The sequence below is a fragment of the Sphingobacterium spiritivorum genome, from assembly GCF_016724845.1.
GTDB lineage: Bacteria > Bacteroidota > Bacteroidia > Sphingobacteriales > Sphingobacteriaceae > Sphingobacterium > Sphingobacterium spiritivorum_A.
Window position 1 is genome coordinate 2,044,070 of the sequence record NZ_CP068082.1, and the last position, 17,142, is coordinate 2,061,211.

A 17,142-nucleotide genomic window follows, 5' to 3' on the forward strand; every position below is an offset into this window, starting at 1 on the left:
CCTACCTTCGTCAAAAAATACATTTTATGAAACGCTACAATTACACTAAATCCTTGCTTTTTGCTTGCGCCACAGCCTTGTTGCTGTCTACGTTTTCGGCCTGCAAAAAAGATGAAAAAACACCAGATCCCCAGATTGAACTTCAATTACCATCACAACTTTCACTCCTGTACGGAGAAGAAAAAGATTTGACGTTGCCCGGCTCCTTAGCAGAACACGGGGATGTCTCCTTGCGGCTGGAATTCGCTGAAACGGAAAATATTACGATTTCGGGAACAACCAAACTGCACGATAAATTAAGTCAGGCCTTCACCATTCAAAAAAAACAAAATAAAATTCACATTAACAGTAATGTTCTATACCCGAATGGAGTCGTTTCTCTAACGAACGGAATCAAAATTCCGGATACTTACAAAGTAACGGTAGTAGCTACCGCAGCTAACGGCACTGTCGTGGGCAGACAAACGGTAGGAATCAAAGTTTCTCCGGCTAAAGTGAGCATTAAAGGAGTCCAAAACAACGGCGAAACTCCCTTTTCCTATGTCTTATACAATGATAAAGGAGCTAGTTTTGAATTGGATGCATTGAAAACACCTACTAACGGTACTTCCTGGTTCTTGCCAAAACCTGCGGACGGAGATACGGCAGTCAGCATAGACGGTAATCAGATCAAATTTGCCGCTACTGCCGGAGACCCTCAGAAACAAGCTGAAAAAAAATATGATCTTGCACCCGCTTTGCTAAAAGATGGATTTCCAGTTGCCTCAACTCCTTTCCAGGTTATATTTATTCCGCAAATCAAATTCTTTTTCGGAATGTATTATCCGGAACACAACCTGACAATCAGACTCAATCTGATTCATATTGGCTTATCTAACGGCTATGTCTCTGCTGCTCCTACTTTATATCCGGATAAATACAAATCTTCATTCAGTCTTGTTTCGGTAGAGAAGGATGGCAAAGCTTTTACAGATAGCAACAACACTTTTGCTGTCAATCCTGCTACCGGAATTGTAACTGTTAAAAAAGATGATGCATTGAAAGCCGGAAGTTATAAGTTTATAATAAAAGCGGTTACCACTACAGGTCTGACCTTTGAAACAGATCTGACATTAGCCATGTCTAGTGAATAATAGTTAAGAATTGGGTTCTGGTTGATTTTTAGAAGATGGCGGTATGTGCTTAGTGTCTTGATTACTGACATTAGGCACATCGTCATTTTCAGACCATTGGATCCACGCTGTTTTGAAAAGCGACCATATCCCGGCAATGATCTTTTAGAGATAAAATATCAGAGAGTTAAAGTCTCAAAGATGTAAAAACCGACAGATACGGCAAACGGGATCGTGACATTATCATACCCGTCACGGCTCAATGCCTCTGTCAGAGCTGTGATAATGGAAAGCAGTGCTAATACCAGCATCTCCTGTCCCTGCAAAGGATACCGGAATAAAATGCAGGAAACCAGCATAATCAAATAGGCACTGATAAAAAAGAAAAGGGAACCGACCATTGTCTTGTGTGCTCCCCGGATCTGATAAGCACCCAATGGCCATCGCTTTCCGCTCAATGCGGCAAGCGGATCACTAATCGCTAATATCAGAACCGGAAGATAGTAGTATATCAACTGATTGTTCAGGAAGGTATAACTCAGATAGCAGCCATATACCGCAACCGGATACGCCAGACTGCCAACAGATCTCCGGTCAATAGCATGAATCGACCGGAGTAAACGAAAATGCACAGAATATATCAGCAGAATAGTAAAAGAAGTACATAAAACTAAAACCCACCAATGATTATCCAGCATCAGTGGAAAAAGCAATGCTAATAAGCCTGTACCTGTATGTACGATTTTGCGTGTGAATTCAGCCCTTACTTTACAGCAGTGATATAACAGTTCTGCAACAGCAAACAGCGATAAAAAAAGTCCTGAAAGTATCAGTGCATTAACTATTCCTGTTTCCATATCTGTTAACAAAGTATTCGCCCAAAATGAACTAAACCGATAACCGACCCGGTGAAAATAAAGCTGTCATAGCGGTCCAGGATACCTCCATGTCCCGGAATCAGCCTGCTGTAATCTTTTGCTGCACAAAGTCGCTTATACCAGGATGCCAGAGCATCTCCTGCAAAAGCACAGATGCAGATCAATAGCGGTAAAATCAGGCCAAACCCATCAACGGTCTGTGCATGATCAATAATAAGCAGGCCTGTTGTATAGCCTGCAATGCTCCCTCCAACTGTGCCTGCAGTAGTTTTGTTCGGGCTGATATTCGGTAATATCTTTCTTTTACCAAACAACTGACCGAAGAGCTGCGAGAAGCCGTCAAACGTAAAAATAATGGTATAGATATACAGCAACACTTCAGGAGTACTGCTGACAATAAACCTATAAAAGCCTATAGTAATACCGATATAAATAAGGATTGATACAGCGCCGAAAATTACACCCCGGTTTGAGCACATGCCCACCATAAGAAGCTCCACAAATCCGGCAAAGATGAGTCCCGATGCCAGATAAATCATCAGCCCGGCCTGAATGCACCCGGCTGTAATAAGGACGATCAGTAAATAAAGAATATACTTAATCCACCGGGATCTTTTCTGCTCCGGATTGCTGTTTTTATTTAGTATTACAGTAAGCAGGGCACCAATCCCGAAAAATAAAATAACTATATAGATCAGGTTCAAAAACATCATTTCTTTGATTTGTTCCACACGAATAAACTGCTTTTCACATTCGACCGGAGTTCGGGCAGGATTGATACTAAAAGTAATTCTTCCATATAGGCCAGAAAGCTGATGACCAGCATAATATAAAAGTAAATCGTACTTACTCCGAATATGAAAAATGTGAATATAAAGACACCCTGCACATATCCCGTTACTTTGTAGGACCAGAGGTGAAAACTCGGAAATCTGCGGAAACGGATCAAACTCACTAACTGAGGTAGCAGCCACATCCCGATCAGCAGACTGAATTCTATCCTATGCTCCATAACAAAAGATCTCTCCAGCACAATCATTCCCGCAAAAGCCATAATATAGGTGCCGATATCGGCCAGAGAATCGAGTCTTGCACCCAATTCCGTTTGTAAGTGAAATAAACGGGCAATAAGCCCATCCAGGATATCCGTTATCAGATTGACAGACAGAAGTGTAATAAAAAGCGGTTTGTCTCCTACACATATTGCATAGATAATAAAAGGCAAAGCCAGTATTCGGTATATGGATAAGGCATTGGGCACATTCCATATGTTTTCTTTTTTAGTATCCATAGCTATACAGATTTCTTACGTCCGAATTTCTGGTGAGCACTTGTAAAATGCCCTGCAGATAACGCTGCTGCGATAGAGAGTTCGCCAGCCAGCACAAGACCACCACATATTTCAGCAAATTTTCTGGCCTGGCCTGCTCCATAGCAATCCATCATTTCCAGACACTCCCGCTGTGTGGACAGATGAGTTCCTCCACCAACTGTTCCAACCATCAGATTAGGTAAAGTCACACTTGCGTACAAGGAACCATCCTTATTAAGCTCCATACGTGTTATACCAGTCGCTGCTTCTGCCACGCAGGCAACGTCCTGTCCGGTTGCCAGAAACAAAGCCGCCAACCCATTCGCATAGTGTCCGTGCGCTCCTATAGCACCACTCTGAATAATACCCATTGTTGAGGAGCGCCAGTATTCTGCCATAAGTTCAGGTGAGGTTTTCAATACCTGCCGGACAATAGTCTCCGGAAGCACAATTTCCGCAGTTACCTTTTTGCCGCGGACATTTGTAAAAGATAGAGCAGTTGCTTTTTTATCACCGGAATAATTACCTTCTACAAACCAGAGCTTAGGCTTTACAGGACTGTGTGATACCAGATACTGGCATATGGCATCTGTACATATCGTGACCATATTCTGCCCTGCCGCATCTCCAGTCTGATACTCAAAAGTGACAATGAGATGGTTCCCTTCGATCTGAATCTGCATATTGGCTAATCGGGCATAGCGGCTGGTTTGTTTTGTGATTTCCTTTAGTTTTTCTTCCTGCGGAAGTAGCCAGCTCACAAACAGACCTAGTTCGCCTACATTTTCAAATTTGAACAAGGGACTGCGTTGTACACCTTCCTGCAGACATATTGAAGTAATACCACCTGCCATAAAACAGGCTCTTGTGCCGCGATGATAAGAGGCTACTAAAGCACCTTCACTCGTTGCCAGAGGGACATAGAAATCAGCATTGGCGGCAAAACCCGTAATCCGTAACGGGCCGATCACTCCTGTTGGCACACAAGACATCCCGATATAATTTTCAATATTTCCGTTAAGAAGATCCGGTTCATCTCTGCTCTCTCCTCCCGCCAGACAGGGAAATTGTTTTCCGGTAATCTTTTGTAAAAACGAATGCCGCTGCTCCAGACCTTCCCTGTTTACCTCCTGAGATAACGGAAGTGTACAGTCAACTGCTAATTCTGCAGGTTTGCGGTTTTTGAGGTTGTGTATTATACCTTTAATGTCTGTATTTTCAATTGATGAGGCCATAATAATTGATATTAGTAAACACAAACATATTGCGATTTTTGTTGTTTAATTTGTGACAATCAATAATAATATTTTGCATTTTTGTGAAAATCACAAAATAAGCCTATGTATCAGGAACTGTTAATCCGCGAAATCCAAAAAAAAACAGGCCAACACCAGTCACTTATCGCGGAAGTATCTGCTGCTTTGGACATCAGCTATGACGCTGCACATCGGCGTATATCGATGAAAAGTAAATTTTCTATTGAAGAATCTGTTCAGCTGGCAAACTACTTTGGTTTTTCAATGGATCAGGTTTTTCAGCGGGGTGAGCATGTATTGGTCAAAAGAACAAAAGAGATTCAGACGCTGAATGACTTCAGCAGCTATCTGGACAACTCTCTCAAATCCTTAATTGACTACCTTCCCGGTACCGAGACCAGTCTCTATTATTCGGCTAAAGATATTCCGATATTCTATACGATAAATACAGATCTCTTATCTACATTCAAGCGTTATGTATGGTTGAATCTGCTGAATATGGAAGGTCTGGATATTTCTTTTGAAACCTTTGAAAAAAATGCCCGGATTATGGATAACAGCAGAAAACTAAATCATTTCTATTCTGCCATAAGTGCTCATGAAATCTGGAATGATACGACGATAAACAGTACTCTGCAGCAAATCATGTATTTCTTTCATGCGGGGTTGTTAACTGCAGATAATGGAAAAGCTCTCTGTGAAAATCTTAAAGAACTGATATTTTCTCTCGAGAAAAAATGTACCGCGCAAAATGAACAGTACCGTCTCTATTATCATGATCTGCTGATCCTGAATAACAATGTTCTCGTAGCAGATAAACAACGTAAATCTTTATTTGTCCCGTATACCATGCTGGGGTATTTTATCACCAATGATACGGACACGTGTAAGCATGTTTCTAATTTCTTTCAGCATCAGCTCAAAAACTCCAAACTTCTGAATACAGCGGGCACCCGTGATAAAAAAATGTTTTTTAACAGGGCTTATCAAAAAATAGATCTGTACAAGAATCAGATTACTTCTTTTAATGATATTGGTTAAAGGGGATTATATTTACACATTCTGATAATTACGTTGCTTTATGAAATCTCAATTTGACCTTAAACTCTCAGGAACTCCGCTAGAGTTTGGGGATACACAATCTCTTGAAAGTTATAAATTCCCAAATTGCAAAGGTTTTCCGGATTCTTACAAAGATTTTGTTCTGACCTACGGATATGGCGTGGCATTGGGAGAGTTTCTAATTTATATACCCATGGGAGACTACGGTGATTCCCTGTTTGTGCGATCGGAAGAAATCAAAAACACGTATATCGAAGATGTTTATAACAATGATATCTGGTTTGAACTGGAACCGGATGGTTCCTCTGAATTGTTAAAACGATTATTTCCTTTTGCCAGCAGCGAAAATGGACTCTACCTGTTCTGGGATTATGAGTCAAACCCCGAATCACACGAATTTGACATCTATCTTACCGATTTCCGGGGCACAGGTTTTAAGAAAGTGGGAAAATCACTTTACAGTGTCATCGATAATCTGACACACTATGGCCCTCAGTATACCCCCGTTTTCAATAATCCGAAGGAACGGATTTTCAGGTGTCTGCAGAGACGGGATATAGGACGAATCCCAGTCTCACCTAAGAAACAAGTCTAATTACTAAATAAGCACAAAAAAAGAGGCTGTCCAAAAAGGTTGGATGGACGCAATTTTATACGATTTTATAAGTACCTCCTTATAGCATCATTTCAGATATGAAATTCTCAAAGGATTTGACGTGACTTTTTAAACACTCTTTTTTTATTTTGATAAACCATTTCCCTCTCATTTTTAAGGAGAACCTGTTCCGACCTGTCGGAAGGGTTAGGGTGAGGTTTTGCATAGTTGAACTAATTATTTACTCTTTAACCTGTTCTGTTTTTAGGCGTTTGAAATTGACCTCATTCGAACGCTGGCGATAGAACATACTATCCTGAGCCGGGGAAAAATCCATATAGATCTGAGCAGCCTCAAACATAAACTTGTCCTTTTTATAACAGGTTAACGGAAATGCACCCTGCCCCTCGGCCTGTCCATACAGCTCTCCGTCTTCCTGGAAAATTTTTATTTTCAGCGGGAAATCCGCAGATGAATACACTCCTTCATACTGCTTTAACTGTTCCGGAGAAAGTTTCAGAACATTGGTTTCAAATTCGGGTAATTTAAGTTCAGGATCATAGATAGCACCCAGAATAGCAATATAGACAGCATTATGCTCATACCGCTGACCGTTAATTGTAATAGAAATAGCTATCTTATCCTGCACATTGTATCCCGCTAAAGTGTGTGTTCCATAAGTATCTCCTCCATGTCCCAAAAAGACATTCTTCTTATAAGGAATATACATAAATCCTTTTCCAAAACCATTATTATCTTTACCTGCCTTCATTTTTTCGAGCGTTTCCTTTTTCAGTAGCTTACCCGCGAACAGCCCTTCAAGGAAATTGTTCAGATCCCGTGGAGTAGCCAGAATATCTCCCACACCGATAATATTCTGAGGATAAAAATCCGGAACCTCAATCCATTCATTAACATACCTGTAAGACCGGAAATAGTTATTATTATAACTGTCAAAAGATCTGAAATCCTTTAATTTTAATGGTTTGACAATCTCTTTTTCGACAATCTTTGCATAAGGTTTCTTATAGCATTTTTTTATGATCTTCGTTAATAAATAGAATCCGGAATTTGAATACCGCATGTCGGCTCCGGGCTCAAAAAGAGGTTTTTCGTGTCGTATAACATTCAAGATAGAATCCACAGATCTTTTTTCTATTAGCCAGGGTTCGCCCTCTCCAATACTTGTATAATCTCCCAAACCACTATTGTGACTGAGAATCTGACTTAAATGAATCTTATCTGCATTGGGGATATCAGGAAAATAGGTGCTCAGTTTTTCCTCTAAATTTAACTTACCTTGTTCAACCAATTTCCAGAGAAGTACAGACGTTACCAGTTTCGTCACAGAACCTATCTGGTAGCTTGTATGTTCATCAAAGGTTAGATCCCTGACTTTTGACTGTCCGAAACTTCGGTTATACACTTCCTTTCCGTCCTTATAGACAGATACATTTCCAATCCCCTGATTATACTGTTCAATATGGTTGAGTACTGAGTCTAATCTTTCTTTTCGGATAGTCTGTGCACAGCAAATAGATCCGGCCAGGATGAAGAGCAGTAAGAGCAGTGATTTCATATATTGATTATATTTTCCAGCTTAATAATTGTCAGCAATTTAATAATAAAATATAAGCATCCTAATTCTTCGTATTCAAAAATTATCCGTTACTAAATAAAAATATTATGCTTTGTAAAAAAGGGAAGGAAGCAAAAAAGCGACTCTTTTGAAGTCGCTTTCGTAGCCCAAACCGAACAAATCTCGAAACATTTTTTGGAAGATTTGGAGTTTATTGCAACGATAAACGATATTGATAAATAAATCCCTATTGTTTCTATTACTGAGTGTTATTTTTCGATAAGTCATCCGCTAACATTTTAGCCTGTGCAATTACAGTATCTACTGCTTTTTCTTGTAAGTCTGGTGGATAGCCGGACTTTCTTAATATTCTTCGGATATTTCTTCGGAGTTCTGCCTGAACGGATTCTTTTATTGTCCAGTCGATAGTCGTACTGTTACGAACGGTTTTTAATAATTCCTGTGCTATCTGTTTTAAAATATCATCTCCAAGTACTGCAACTGCACTGTTATTGACTTCCAAAGCGGTATAGAAAGCATATTCTCTATAATCTAATCCCAGTTTGTCCCCTCGTTTGTTTGCTTTTTTCATTTCTTCAGCAAAAGGGATTAATACTTTTTCGAGAAATTCAACGGTGTCAATCATTCCGTTGTGGTAGCGTTTAATGGCATCTTCCAACAATTCGGAAAACTTCTTGCTTTCAACCAGGTTGATTTTTGATTTCTTTTTGATTTCGTCTTTAAGTAGTTTTTTAAGCAATTCAACCGCTAAATTCTTTTGGGGTAAATCTTTCAGTTCTTGCAAAAAACGTTCGTCCAAAATTTCAATATTTGGTTTTTTTAAACCTGCAGCATCAAAAATATCAATTACATTATCGGCTGTAATGGCTTCAGAAATAATTTGCTTAATAGCGGTTTCCATTTCTTCATCCGTTTTACCGCCTTCATTTCTATCGGATATTTTTACCAATCTTGTTTTAATCGCCTGAAATAAGGCTACATCATCACGGATGGCCATAGCTTTTTCGTGAGGTACAGAAATAGCAAATGCTTTCAACAGATTTTTGGTATTTTCTGTAAAACTCTGTTCTCCATTTTCCTGACTGAAAATATAATCTACAATTACAGGAATGAAATTCAGTTTTTCTTCGGGTGAGAGTGTGAAAAATTTTCGCCAATCAAAATGACGCAGCTGATAATCTATTGCTTCATAAAGCTCCAACATTTTGGCTACTGCCAATTCCTGGTCAAGTGTTGGTTTTCCTTCTCCACCACTTGCCGTGTATTCGGCTAATGCGGTTTTCAGTTCTTGTGCAATACCCAAATAATCTACTACCAATCCACCTTCTTTACCTTCGGTAAAGACACGGTTTACACGAGCAATAGCCTGCATCAGGTTATGTCCCCGCATTGGTTTATCTACATACAAAGTGTGAAGACAGGGCGCATCAAAGCCTGTGAGCCACATATCGCGTACAATAACTAACTTCAACGGATCATTCGGATTTTTGAGGCGGTCTCCAATAGCTTTTCGCTTAGATTTGCTGCGAATATGTTTTTGCATATTTAAGGTATCACTACTACTACCTGTCATTATCACTTTGATAACACCTTTGTCGTCATCATCTGAATGCCATAGGGGACGGAGCTTGATAATAGCGTCGTATAAATCCACACAGATTCTTCGGCTCATGCCTACGATCATTGCTTTGCCATCCAAGACGGCATTGCGTTGTTCGAAATGATACACTAAGTCTTTGGCAATTTTTTCTAAACGGTTTGGATTACCTACAATTGCTTCCAGGCGTGTCCATTTAGCTCTCATCTGCTGACGATTGCTCAATTCTTCCCCTTCGGTAAGTTCTTCAAACTGCTCGTCTAAATGTACCTTTTCATTTTCCTCAAAATGTACTTTTGCTAAACGGCTTTCATAAAAAATGGGTACAGTTGCTTTATCGTCAACAGCCTGCTGTATATCATATATGTCTACATAGTTACCAAAAACGGCCTGTGTATTTTTATCTGAAGTTTCGATAGGAGTACCTGTAAAACCAATGAAAGTAGCATTGGGTAAGGCATCTCTTAGATGTTTGGCAAATCCGTCAATAAAATCATATTGACTTCTATGAGCTTCGTCAGCTATGACAACAATATTTTTACGTTCACTTAAGGCTTTTATGTCTGCACCGATATATTCCGCAGCTGGTTCATTTACGATATTCGAATGTTCGGCTTGAATCATATCTTCCTGCATCGGCATAAACTTCTGAATGGTCGTAAATACAATACCACCTGAAGCCACTTTTAATAACCGCCTTAAATCTTTTCGGTCTTCTGCCTTTTGAGGCTCTTGTCTTAAAAGCTGCTGGCAATTGGTAAAGGTTTCGTGCAATTGTTCATCAAGATCGTTTCTGTCAGTCAGAATAACCAAAGTTGGATTTTCCATTCGAGGATCAATAATCAATTTACCCGAATAAAAAACCATACTTAAGCTCTTTCCACTTCCCTGTGTATGCCATATGACACCACCACGTCTGTCACCTTCCTGTGAGCTTGCCTGTACAGTACTTTCTACCGCTTTATTCACTGCATAATACTGGTGATAGGCAGCAATTTTTTTAAGGGTTTTAGTGTCGCTTTTTTCAAAAACAATGAATTGACCAATCAAATCCAAAAGCGTCTGTTTGTTCAACATTCCGTTGAACATGACCTGCATTTGCATTTCCAAATGAGTAGCTTCTGTTTTTCCGTCCTTAGTTTTCCAACTCATAAACCTGCCAAAATCACTGGTAAGTGTTCCGCAACGCGCATCCCAGCCATCGCTGATAATTGATAATTCGTTGTAGGTAAATAGTGAGGGAACGGCTTGTTTATAGGTTTGCAGTTGATTGTATGCTGATTTGATGGTCGCATTTTCATCTACGGCATTTTTGAGTTCTATGACAACCAACGGCATACCGTTGACAAACAAAATCAAATCTGGTCGTTTATTCTGATTGCCTTCTATAATGGTGAATTGGTTGACAACCAGAAATTCGTTGTTCTCCGTATTTTCAAAATCAATGATATATACTTTCTCACCTCTGATGCCGTTTTCGGTTCTTATCTCCACATCTACACCGTCTGTCAGGTAACGATGAAATGTTTCGTTGTTGATAAGGAGGTTGGGACTATCGGTACGCAATACTTTTTTGAGAGCATCTTCTTTGGCATCTTGCGTAATGGTTGGATTGAGCTTGTCGATGGCATCCCGCAAACGAGTAGTCAGCACCACTTCGTTGTACTGTCTTTCGGGGTGGTCGCCATCTGGTGATATATTTACTCCGTTCAGGTATTCATAGCCTAAACTTTTTAAATATCCCAATGCTATTTCTTCTATTTGGTTTTCGGTGATGCTTGCCATATTTTCATATTCTTCTATAAGATTTGAATCTCAATTGGTACTTCAATCATCGCTTTGACTGTTGTATATAGTTCGACGTCTTGGACAGGAGTTTCAAGCGAAATAATCAAGGAATAACGTGTTTTATTTTCTACTTTTCCTAAGTGTTTCCGCTCACGCCACCATCCAATAACCGGATAAACAGCGATGTGATTACAGGTTGCTAAATCTGCCGCAGTACCTTCCCAAAAGTCAGAATGAATTGAGCCGCTACTACGGTTATTAGCCCCTATTACCCAACGATTACTTCCTGCATTTCCATTTACTACTTCATCTTCTTCTCTGGCTGCTTTATTTACACGTTTTCTAAAATCATCCTCATTTTCACCAATATTATTTACATCAAAACGTAAACCGTGCGATTGATAACGATATTTATCTTTCCAGCCAATTTCACCCGCCCCCGGTTCTATAAAATAGGATAGGGTAACCCGCAATTTAACAGGTATTTGTCCCATATCCAATAATAAATTGCTTGGCCAGGGAAGATCGAAAAAGTGAATTTCATTCGTTTCGGTATCGCTACTTCCTTCTTTGTAATTAAAGGGTTGAATGGTTTCTTGTGCAACAAATGTCAATGCGCTCTCCTGACTGTATAAAGCCTTGTCTAAATTGGGAACTCCAAAACCAAAAGTTCGTAGCAGATTTGTAATATCTCTTTTATTGTTTTGCTTTTCATGCTGATTACGCATCGCGTCATTCCAATCAGCAGAATGAACTATTAACCCTCTGATGGTTTCTGCCCAGGCATCCGGATATTCGAAGGCTACTTTTGCTGCAAACCAGGATGCTTGTGCGGCGGCTGCACTTGTAGCATTCACAGTATCAAATGGCTTAATTTGTATAGATTTTGAAGTGGAGAGGAGTTCCAAGTCTTCGTGAGACGCAATACTGTTATCAGGTGCTTTCAGTAAATTTCCTCCTTCAAATACAACATCGGGTTTTATTGGCCATCTTTTTTCCCAAATCAAAGATGTAGTACTGTGTGGGGAAAGGGCCCCTTCATTTGCTAATATTGAATGATTAGCAAAAAAAGCATCATTTACCAAGATCTTTTCTGTGTGTGCCCCAACTATTATGGCATTCCAAGCCTGAGCAGGGTTCTGAACAGAAGTGCTGTAGTTTAATATTGGATAGTCGATTAAATCATTAAGTTCAGGATAAACATTTTTCATATTACCGGCTGAAACAATTATCAATCGCTGATTTGTACCTTCGCCATAAGCTAAGTTGTCCACTGCTCCAGACCAAGAGGAAGGTCGCCCAGCATTTACATCTTCTGTTGAAGTAACGGACATACAATAAACCAAAACCATATTGGGATTTTGAATTTCTGCTCTTGCAATTCCCTGTGCAGTTATATCACCCCATAATTCTTTGGGTGTTCCGTTTTGATGGGGGCGTGGAAGAATTTTTACGGAACAAAGCCTATGCGTAAGCAGAACTTGATTTTGTGAGTCAAGCACCTGTTCCATTTTTCCATAACCCGCAACACCCGCCATCAATGTTCCGTGTCCTGTTCGTGCTTCATGGTCATCTGTTCCCCAGACATTATCAACAGTCAGCGTATTAGCATCATCAATGAGTGGTTGCAACAATTGGTGTCCATTGTTTACACCTGAATCTAATAAACAAATCTTTACATTGCTATCAACAAGTTCTATTCTCCCTAATAAATCATTTACCCAATTCTGTTGCTCTACATTATTTTCATTTACCCAAAATCCAGCCGGTTCTTGACCGGCCCTAAATTCTGCCAGTAAATCGCTTTGCAGCATTAGTTCAATTAACTGTGTACGGTTTGCATTGATAAGTAGAACTGCTCTTTCGGGAAAAACAATGACTCTTACTCCTTCGTCATTATGCTTAACATCAATACCGATGTTTTCAAGAGTAGTAAGAAATTGTGCAATCTGTTCTTGTTCTTGGTTTTCTTTTGTGTTTACATTTAGCCATGCTTCGCACCACTTTGTTGCATCTGCCGGAATAAGTTGTGGATTATCTGTCCACAAACCTTCCAATAATGCTGTGCTTACGTCTTCTATACTATTTACTAAAGGAGCATTTTTAGGTTCTCCTTTAGCTGTTTCTTCTTGCTGATATTTTTGGATTTTGGAAATGAAATGCCCCTCTTTTCCATTAGGGACATACACTGTTGCCCGTATCTGAGTTTGGTTATCACCAACAGGAATCTCTTTGATATTCAATAAGCGAATATCCTTTCTAAGGTCTTCCAGACTTTTGGTAATCAAGTCGTGGTTGGCGGCACTGGTAAACGAAATATAGGTTCCCTCTCTGGTTGCTATTTGTTCTGCTCCACGTTGTTGTTGCAATTGTGCTTTTGCTTGCCAGATTGCATCAAACTGATTTAAAAGTTTTTGGCTGTGAGCCATTCTATTACGAGCAGGAATATTTGATTCTCCACCACCTCTTTGCGGCGTTTTAAATTTTTCACTACTTACATTTCCTGTAATAAAAATGTGTTTATATAGCGCCATACGTCCAAATTATTTATGATATGCTGCATTACGGTCTTTGATTGCTCTGAGAATTAATTCATTGTTCATTGGTTGCTTGTCATTCAAGATAGTTTCTTTAATGGCATCAATGCACGCAAGTGATATTTCGGCGTGGCTCAAACCGTTAATATTGGGCAGTAAGTCTTTAAATTTGATTTTTCTGGCAAATTGAGCAAGCCTGTTTTTAAGTAGTTCTTCTTTTTCTTCCAGACTTGGCAGGTTGTATAAAATAACATCATCAAACCTCCGGAAAAGGGCTTGGTCTAAAAGTTCTTTATTGTTGGTAATAGCAATAATAAGACTGTCTGAATTATCCCGTTCAATGAACTGGAGAAAAGAGTTTAATACTCTTCGCATTTCACCCACATCATTGTCACGGCTTCGTTCCCCACCAATCGCATCAAATTCATCAAACAGATAAACGCCTTGTCGCTGCTCAATCAAATCAAACACCTGACGAAGTTTGGCACTGGTTTCGCCCATAAATTTTGTTACCATCTTATCCATTAAAATGGTATAAAGCGGTAATCCCAATTCATTGGCAAGGATAGAAGCTGTCAGGGTCTTTCCTGTTCCGGGAGGACCAGAAAGCAAAATTTTTCTGCGGTTTTCTAAATTGTGTTTACGAAGTTTGTCGCGTTGTACAAATTCTGCTATGATACGATTAACTTTTGACTTAATGTCATCGGAAGCAATCATATCCGAAAGATTTACCGCAGGAACGTTTTCCTGTATCAAGCCTTGTAAATCTGGAGCAAACGTTTTGGTTTTATGTTTGGTTTCCTTTGCCTTGTCAATAATCGTTTTAATCTCGTTGGCTACAATATTATGCCCGAGTTTGGCTTCGTGGGCAGCTATCTGCAATGCAATTGTTGTGAACCTTTCGGGTTCATTACTATAGTGCGATTTAATTAACGATATGATGTAGTCTGCCTTTGCCATATTATGCAAATTTACACATTAATTTATGATGTTCTTTTCTATATTCGGTTTTCTTACAGCAAATTAAATATTGTTTGTGTAACTGTTTCTATTGGGTTTTGGGTGATACTGTTTTTCATTTTTAGTTATCTGAAAATTCAAGTTTTACAAAGAAGTCTCTTCCCTCTGCATAATGCAATAATCCTTTTTTATGGAAACGACCTATAATCATTGCAGGATGTGTATTGAATAATTTGGCAAACTCCTCAATGTTTTCAATAGTTAATGGAGTAGCATTTAATACTTCTTCTTCCTGCTCATTTGAGAATGTCCATTCTACTGCAAAATTATTTGCCTCAGCTTCTTTTTGTAAATCTGCATCCGAGTAGTCAATATCTTCTAAGAAAATATCCTTTTTACCATGCAATAAAATATGTCCTGCTTCGTGAAAGAAAGTAAACCAAAAACGATCATTTTGCTTGTATCTGCCTGTTAATTGTATCAACGGATTGTCATCTATCCAACGAGTTGCACCACTCAAAGGGGCTTTTTTTATACAAGGAGTATAAACTACTTTTACTCCACAAGCCAAACATAGCTGTTGCAATTGTTCAAAAAAATTATCAGGCTGTGTAGCCATTATGGTTTTAATTTCTTTTAATGTTTTTTTGAATTTAGCTTCTGAATATGCTCCGCAATTTAATCGGTTAGCTTGTATTTCGCCTTGCCTTATCCAAGCAGAGATAGCATAAGGTTCTTTGGTGTGTGCTAATGATATTCGAAATGCTACCTTTAACTGTTGGTTGAAAAAATAATCTTTCCACGCATCTGGTGAACTCACGCCAAAAAAATGAAATAATTCCTCTACTTTCTCTTCTACTTTTGTTTTTGCGTTCAGCCACTGGCACTTTACCATATCGGCAATTGGGAAACGCTTTGCCCAATCCTTAGCTTCTTCAACGGTTAATGCTCTTTTTTCGCGTGCTTTGAACTCATCAAAGCTGAATTGTCGCTTAATCCAAAAACTAGCAGGAATTTTTAAAACACTTTCGAAAAGAATAGCCATTTCTGGGGTGATGGAACTATCACCTTTGAGGATAGCAATAATTGTTTTTTCTGGTTTACCGGTACGGATAGCAAATTCTTTGGGGCCCATTTTCAGCTCCTCCAATTTCTCTGTCAGGGTTTCGCCTGGATGGAATGCTATGTCTGAATAAAATTCGTTTACAGTTGCCATAATTGCTGCTATTTTTAATGGTAATCTACTATTTCAATAACCTCTATACCTACAATTTCGAACCAGATGTATTGCCCGTCTTCATTGGTGGGTATGGGATTTTCTTGTGGTATAAAAATAAGACGATAAGGATGATCAAGGTCGCAAGCCCACTGTCCTTTGCGTGTTTCTTTGAGCTCATGATATCGCCCCGGTAAGTGTCTTACATCCTCAAGTGTTTCAGCGTCCCGCAAATCAGTCAACCTTTTTAAAAAAAGTGTGGCTCTTCTTTCGCCCATCTCCTGCTTACACTTTCTAAGGTCGTTGGCTAATTTAGCTAATTTCTTATGTCCAAATTTTATATCCACTACAAAGGTAATTATTTTATTTTTAATTTACACTAAGTGTAAGTTTTTTTAAATCAAATTTAATGTTATTTGTGCGTCTGCTGTGTTAAAAGTGACTTGCTGCGAAGTAATAACAGAAACCGTTTTACTTATAAAAGCCGTCCTGTTACGTTGTAGTTCAGCTGTTAAAGGTGGTGATAAACGACTACAAGCACAAATAAAAGTTGTTACACCTTTATGTCGAGCATCCCTTATTGCTAATTCCAGTTTTTTAGGGAAATCACCCATTGTAAAAAAGAAAATAGTTTCTTTATGATATGTTATTGTTTCTGAAAAATCACCTTGAGTTGGGTTGCCTAATACGATTCGATCTCCGTGTGAAGTAGCTAAAGAAGGCACAAGCATATTATACAATAAGTTTAAGGTGCTTGTTTTTCCTGTGTTTGACATTCCTTGTAAAACAATTATTCTCATAGCTATTAAAAAAAACCGTTTATATCTTCTTCACTGTTGGTAAATCTGTTATCATAGCCATCAATAACGCCCTTTGCTATCATATGCTGTACAAATGCCGGAGCATCTTCTGTTAGATGACTACCATCATCTCTTGGCAATCCGTCATTAGGGGAGGTATATAAAGGTCCTCCAAATACGTCTAAGAAATAACTTAACGCAGCAGAGCCTAATCCTGTGTTTTTATACGCGTTGGTGTACATACGCATTATCTTATAGCCATTTCCATAATCTAACTCTTGAAATTCAAATTCTCCAACAGAATTTCCATCTATATCTTCAATCAATATTTCAAATTCGTCTTCTAAGATAAATTTGAACAATTTTCCCTTGCTATTTTTGTAGATACGAAAAGTATCTTCTTCATTGACCAATTTTGCTATAGCCATA

General features: G+C 39.0%; 15 protein-coding genes. 3 read left to right on the top strand and 12 right to left on the bottom strand.

Features of this window, described 5'->3' with window-relative positions:
* The first annotated feature begins 26 nt into the window (after positions 1-26).
* Positions 27-1,133, top strand: coding sequence for a hypothetical protein (locus tag I6J03_RS08525; protein ID WP_201694319.1), 1,107 nt, complete (start codon positions 27-29; stop codon positions 1,131-1,133).
* A gap of 158 nt (positions 1,134-1,291) precedes the next feature.
* Here the strand turns inward: I6J03_RS08525 and I6J03_RS08530 are convergent, their stop codons facing one another.
* Genes I6J03_RS08530 through I6J03_RS08545 form a run of 4 tightly spaced genes read right to left on the bottom strand, consistent with a single transcriptional unit; the run spans position 1,292 to position 4,537 of the window.
* Positions 1,292-1,969 carry a diacylglycerol/polyprenol kinase family protein gene (locus I6J03_RS08530; RefSeq protein ID WP_003009387.1) on the bottom strand — a complete coding sequence of 226 codons (678 nt, stop codon included), beginning with the start codon at positions 1,967-1,969 and terminating at the stop codon, positions 1,292-1,294.
* Positions 1,970-1,974: 5 nt separating this feature from the next.
* Complete coding sequence (locus tag I6J03_RS08535) at positions 1,975-2,721, bottom strand: phosphatidate cytidylyltransferase (protein WP_003009389.1); 747 nt, start codon at positions 2,719-2,721, stop codon at positions 1,975-1,977.
* Entirely contained in the window at positions 2,700-3,281 is a 582-nt protein-coding gene (locus I6J03_RS08540) for a CDP-alcohol phosphatidyltransferase family protein (protein WP_003009392.1), read from the bottom strand. The genes I6J03_RS08535 and I6J03_RS08540 overlap by 22 nt, the downstream gene beginning before the upstream one ends.
* Before the next feature lie 2 nt (positions 3,282-3,283).
* Positions 3,284-4,537, bottom strand: coding sequence for a hydroxymethylglutaryl-CoA reductase (locus I6J03_RS08545; RefSeq protein WP_201694321.1), 1,254 nt, complete (start codon positions 4,535-4,537; stop codon positions 3,284-3,286).
* A gap of 105 nt (positions 4,538-4,642) precedes the next feature.
* Here I6J03_RS08545 and I6J03_RS08550 point away from each other — a divergent pair, with 105 nt between their 5' ends.
* On the top strand, positions 4,643-5,599 hold the full coding sequence (locus I6J03_RS08550; protein WP_003009402.1) for a helix-turn-helix domain-containing protein: 957 nt from the start codon (positions 4,643-4,645) through the stop codon (positions 5,597-5,599).
* 40 nt (positions 5,600-5,639) lie between these two features.
* A complete protein-coding gene (locus tag I6J03_RS08555) occupies positions 5,640-6,215 on the top strand; it encodes an SMI1/KNR4 family protein (RefSeq protein WP_003009405.1) in 576 nt (191 codons plus the stop codon).
* A gap of 241 nt (positions 6,216-6,456) precedes the next feature.
* Here the strand turns inward: I6J03_RS08555 and I6J03_RS08560 are convergent, their stop codons facing one another.
* From I6J03_RS08560 to I6J03_RS08595, 8 genes are all read right to left on the bottom strand, one after another.
* Positions 6,457-7,794 (bottom strand): serine hydrolase domain-containing protein, encoded by a 1,338-nt coding sequence (locus tag I6J03_RS08560; protein WP_003009409.1) that lies wholly within the window; start codon positions 7,792-7,794, stop codon positions 6,457-6,459.
* A gap of 259 nt (positions 7,795-8,053) precedes the next feature.
* The gene (locus I6J03_RS08565; protein WP_003009411.1) at positions 8,054-11,197 is read right to left on the bottom strand and encodes a type I restriction endonuclease subunit R; all 3,144 of its coding nucleotides are present in this window, start codon (positions 11,195-11,197) and stop codon (positions 8,054-8,056) included.
* Positions 11,198-11,211: 14 nt separating this feature from the next.
* Positions 11,212-13,734: a S8 family peptidase gene (locus I6J03_RS08570; RefSeq protein ID WP_003009414.1), complete on the bottom strand. Its 2,523-nt coding sequence runs from the start codon at positions 13,732-13,734 to the stop codon at positions 11,212-11,214.
* Positions 13,735-13,743: 9 nt separating this feature from the next.
* Entirely contained in the window at positions 13,744-14,697 is a 954-nt protein-coding gene (locus tag I6J03_RS08575; RefSeq protein WP_003009418.1) for an AAA family ATPase, read from the bottom strand.
* A gap of 121 nt (positions 14,698-14,818) precedes the next feature.
* Entirely contained in the window at positions 14,819-15,913 is a 1,095-nt protein-coding gene (locus I6J03_RS08580) for an ImmA/IrrE family metallo-endopeptidase (RefSeq protein ID WP_003009420.1), read from the bottom strand.
* A 14-nt stretch (positions 15,914-15,927) separates the two neighbouring features.
* Positions 15,928-16,191, bottom strand: coding sequence for a type II toxin-antitoxin system RelE/ParE family toxin (locus tag I6J03_RS08585; RefSeq protein ID WP_232279769.1), 264 nt, complete (start codon positions 16,189-16,191; stop codon positions 15,928-15,930).
* Positions 16,192-16,308: 117 nt separating this feature from the next.
* Positions 16,309-16,713: a P-loop NTPase family protein gene (locus I6J03_RS08590; RefSeq protein WP_003009427.1), complete on the bottom strand. Its 405-nt coding sequence runs from the start codon at positions 16,711-16,713 to the stop codon at positions 16,309-16,311.
* Between the two features lie 5 nt (positions 16,714-16,718).
* A complete protein-coding gene (locus I6J03_RS08595) occupies positions 16,719-17,141 on the bottom strand; it encodes a hypothetical protein (RefSeq protein ID WP_003009430.1) in 423 nt (140 codons plus the stop codon).
* Position 17,142: the final 1 nt, after the last annotated feature.

Bases quoted from the DNA above. Each gene is read 5' to 3' on its own strand.
- I6J03_RS08525 (WP_201694319.1), top strand. From the start codon at position 27: ATGAAACGCTACAATTACACTAAATCCTTGCTTTTTGCTTGCGCCACA.
- I6J03_RS08530 (WP_003009387.1), bottom strand. From the start codon at position 1,969: ATGGAAACAGGAATAGTTAATGCACTGATACTTTCAGGACTTTTTTTA.
- I6J03_RS08540 (WP_003009392.1), bottom strand. From the start codon at position 3,281: ATGGATACTAAAAAAGAAAACATATGGAATGTGCCCAATGCCTTATCC.
- I6J03_RS08545 (WP_201694321.1), bottom strand. From the start codon at position 4,537: ATGGCCTCATCAATTGAAAATACAGACATTAAAGGTATAATACACAAC.
- I6J03_RS08550 (WP_003009402.1), top strand. From the start codon at position 4,643: ATGTATCAGGAACTGTTAATCCGCGAAATCCAAAAAAAAACAGGCCAA.
- I6J03_RS08555 (WP_003009405.1), top strand. From the start codon at position 5,640: ATGAAATCTCAATTTGACCTTAAACTCTCAGGAACTCCGCTAGAGTTT.
- I6J03_RS08560 (WP_003009409.1), bottom strand. From the start codon at position 7,794: ATGAAATCACTGCTCTTACTGCTCTTCATCCTGGCCGGATCTATTTGC.
- I6J03_RS08565 (WP_003009411.1), bottom strand. From the start codon at position 11,197: ATGGCAAGCATCACCGAAAACCAAATAGAAGAAATAGCATTGGGATAT.
- I6J03_RS08570 (WP_003009414.1), bottom strand. From the start codon at position 13,734: ATGGCGCTATATAAACACATTTTTATTACAGGAAATGTAAGTAGTGAA.
- I6J03_RS08575 (WP_003009418.1), bottom strand. From the start codon at position 14,697: ATGGCAAAGGCAGACTACATCATATCGTTAATTAAATCGCACTATAGT.
- I6J03_RS08580 (WP_003009420.1), bottom strand. From the start codon at position 15,913: ATGGCAACTGTAAACGAATTTTATTCAGACATAGCATTCCATCCAGGC.
- I6J03_RS08585 (WP_232279769.1), bottom strand. From the start codon at position 16,191: ATGGGCGAAAGAAGAGCCACACTTTTTTTAAAAAGGTTGACTGATTTG.
- I6J03_RS08590 (WP_003009427.1), bottom strand. From the start codon at position 16,713: ATGAGAATAATTGTTTTACAAGGAATGTCAAACACAGGAAAAACAAGC.
- I6J03_RS08595 (WP_003009430.1), bottom strand. From the start codon at position 17,141: ATGGCTATAGCAAAATTGGTCAATGAAGAAGATACTTTTCGTATCTAC.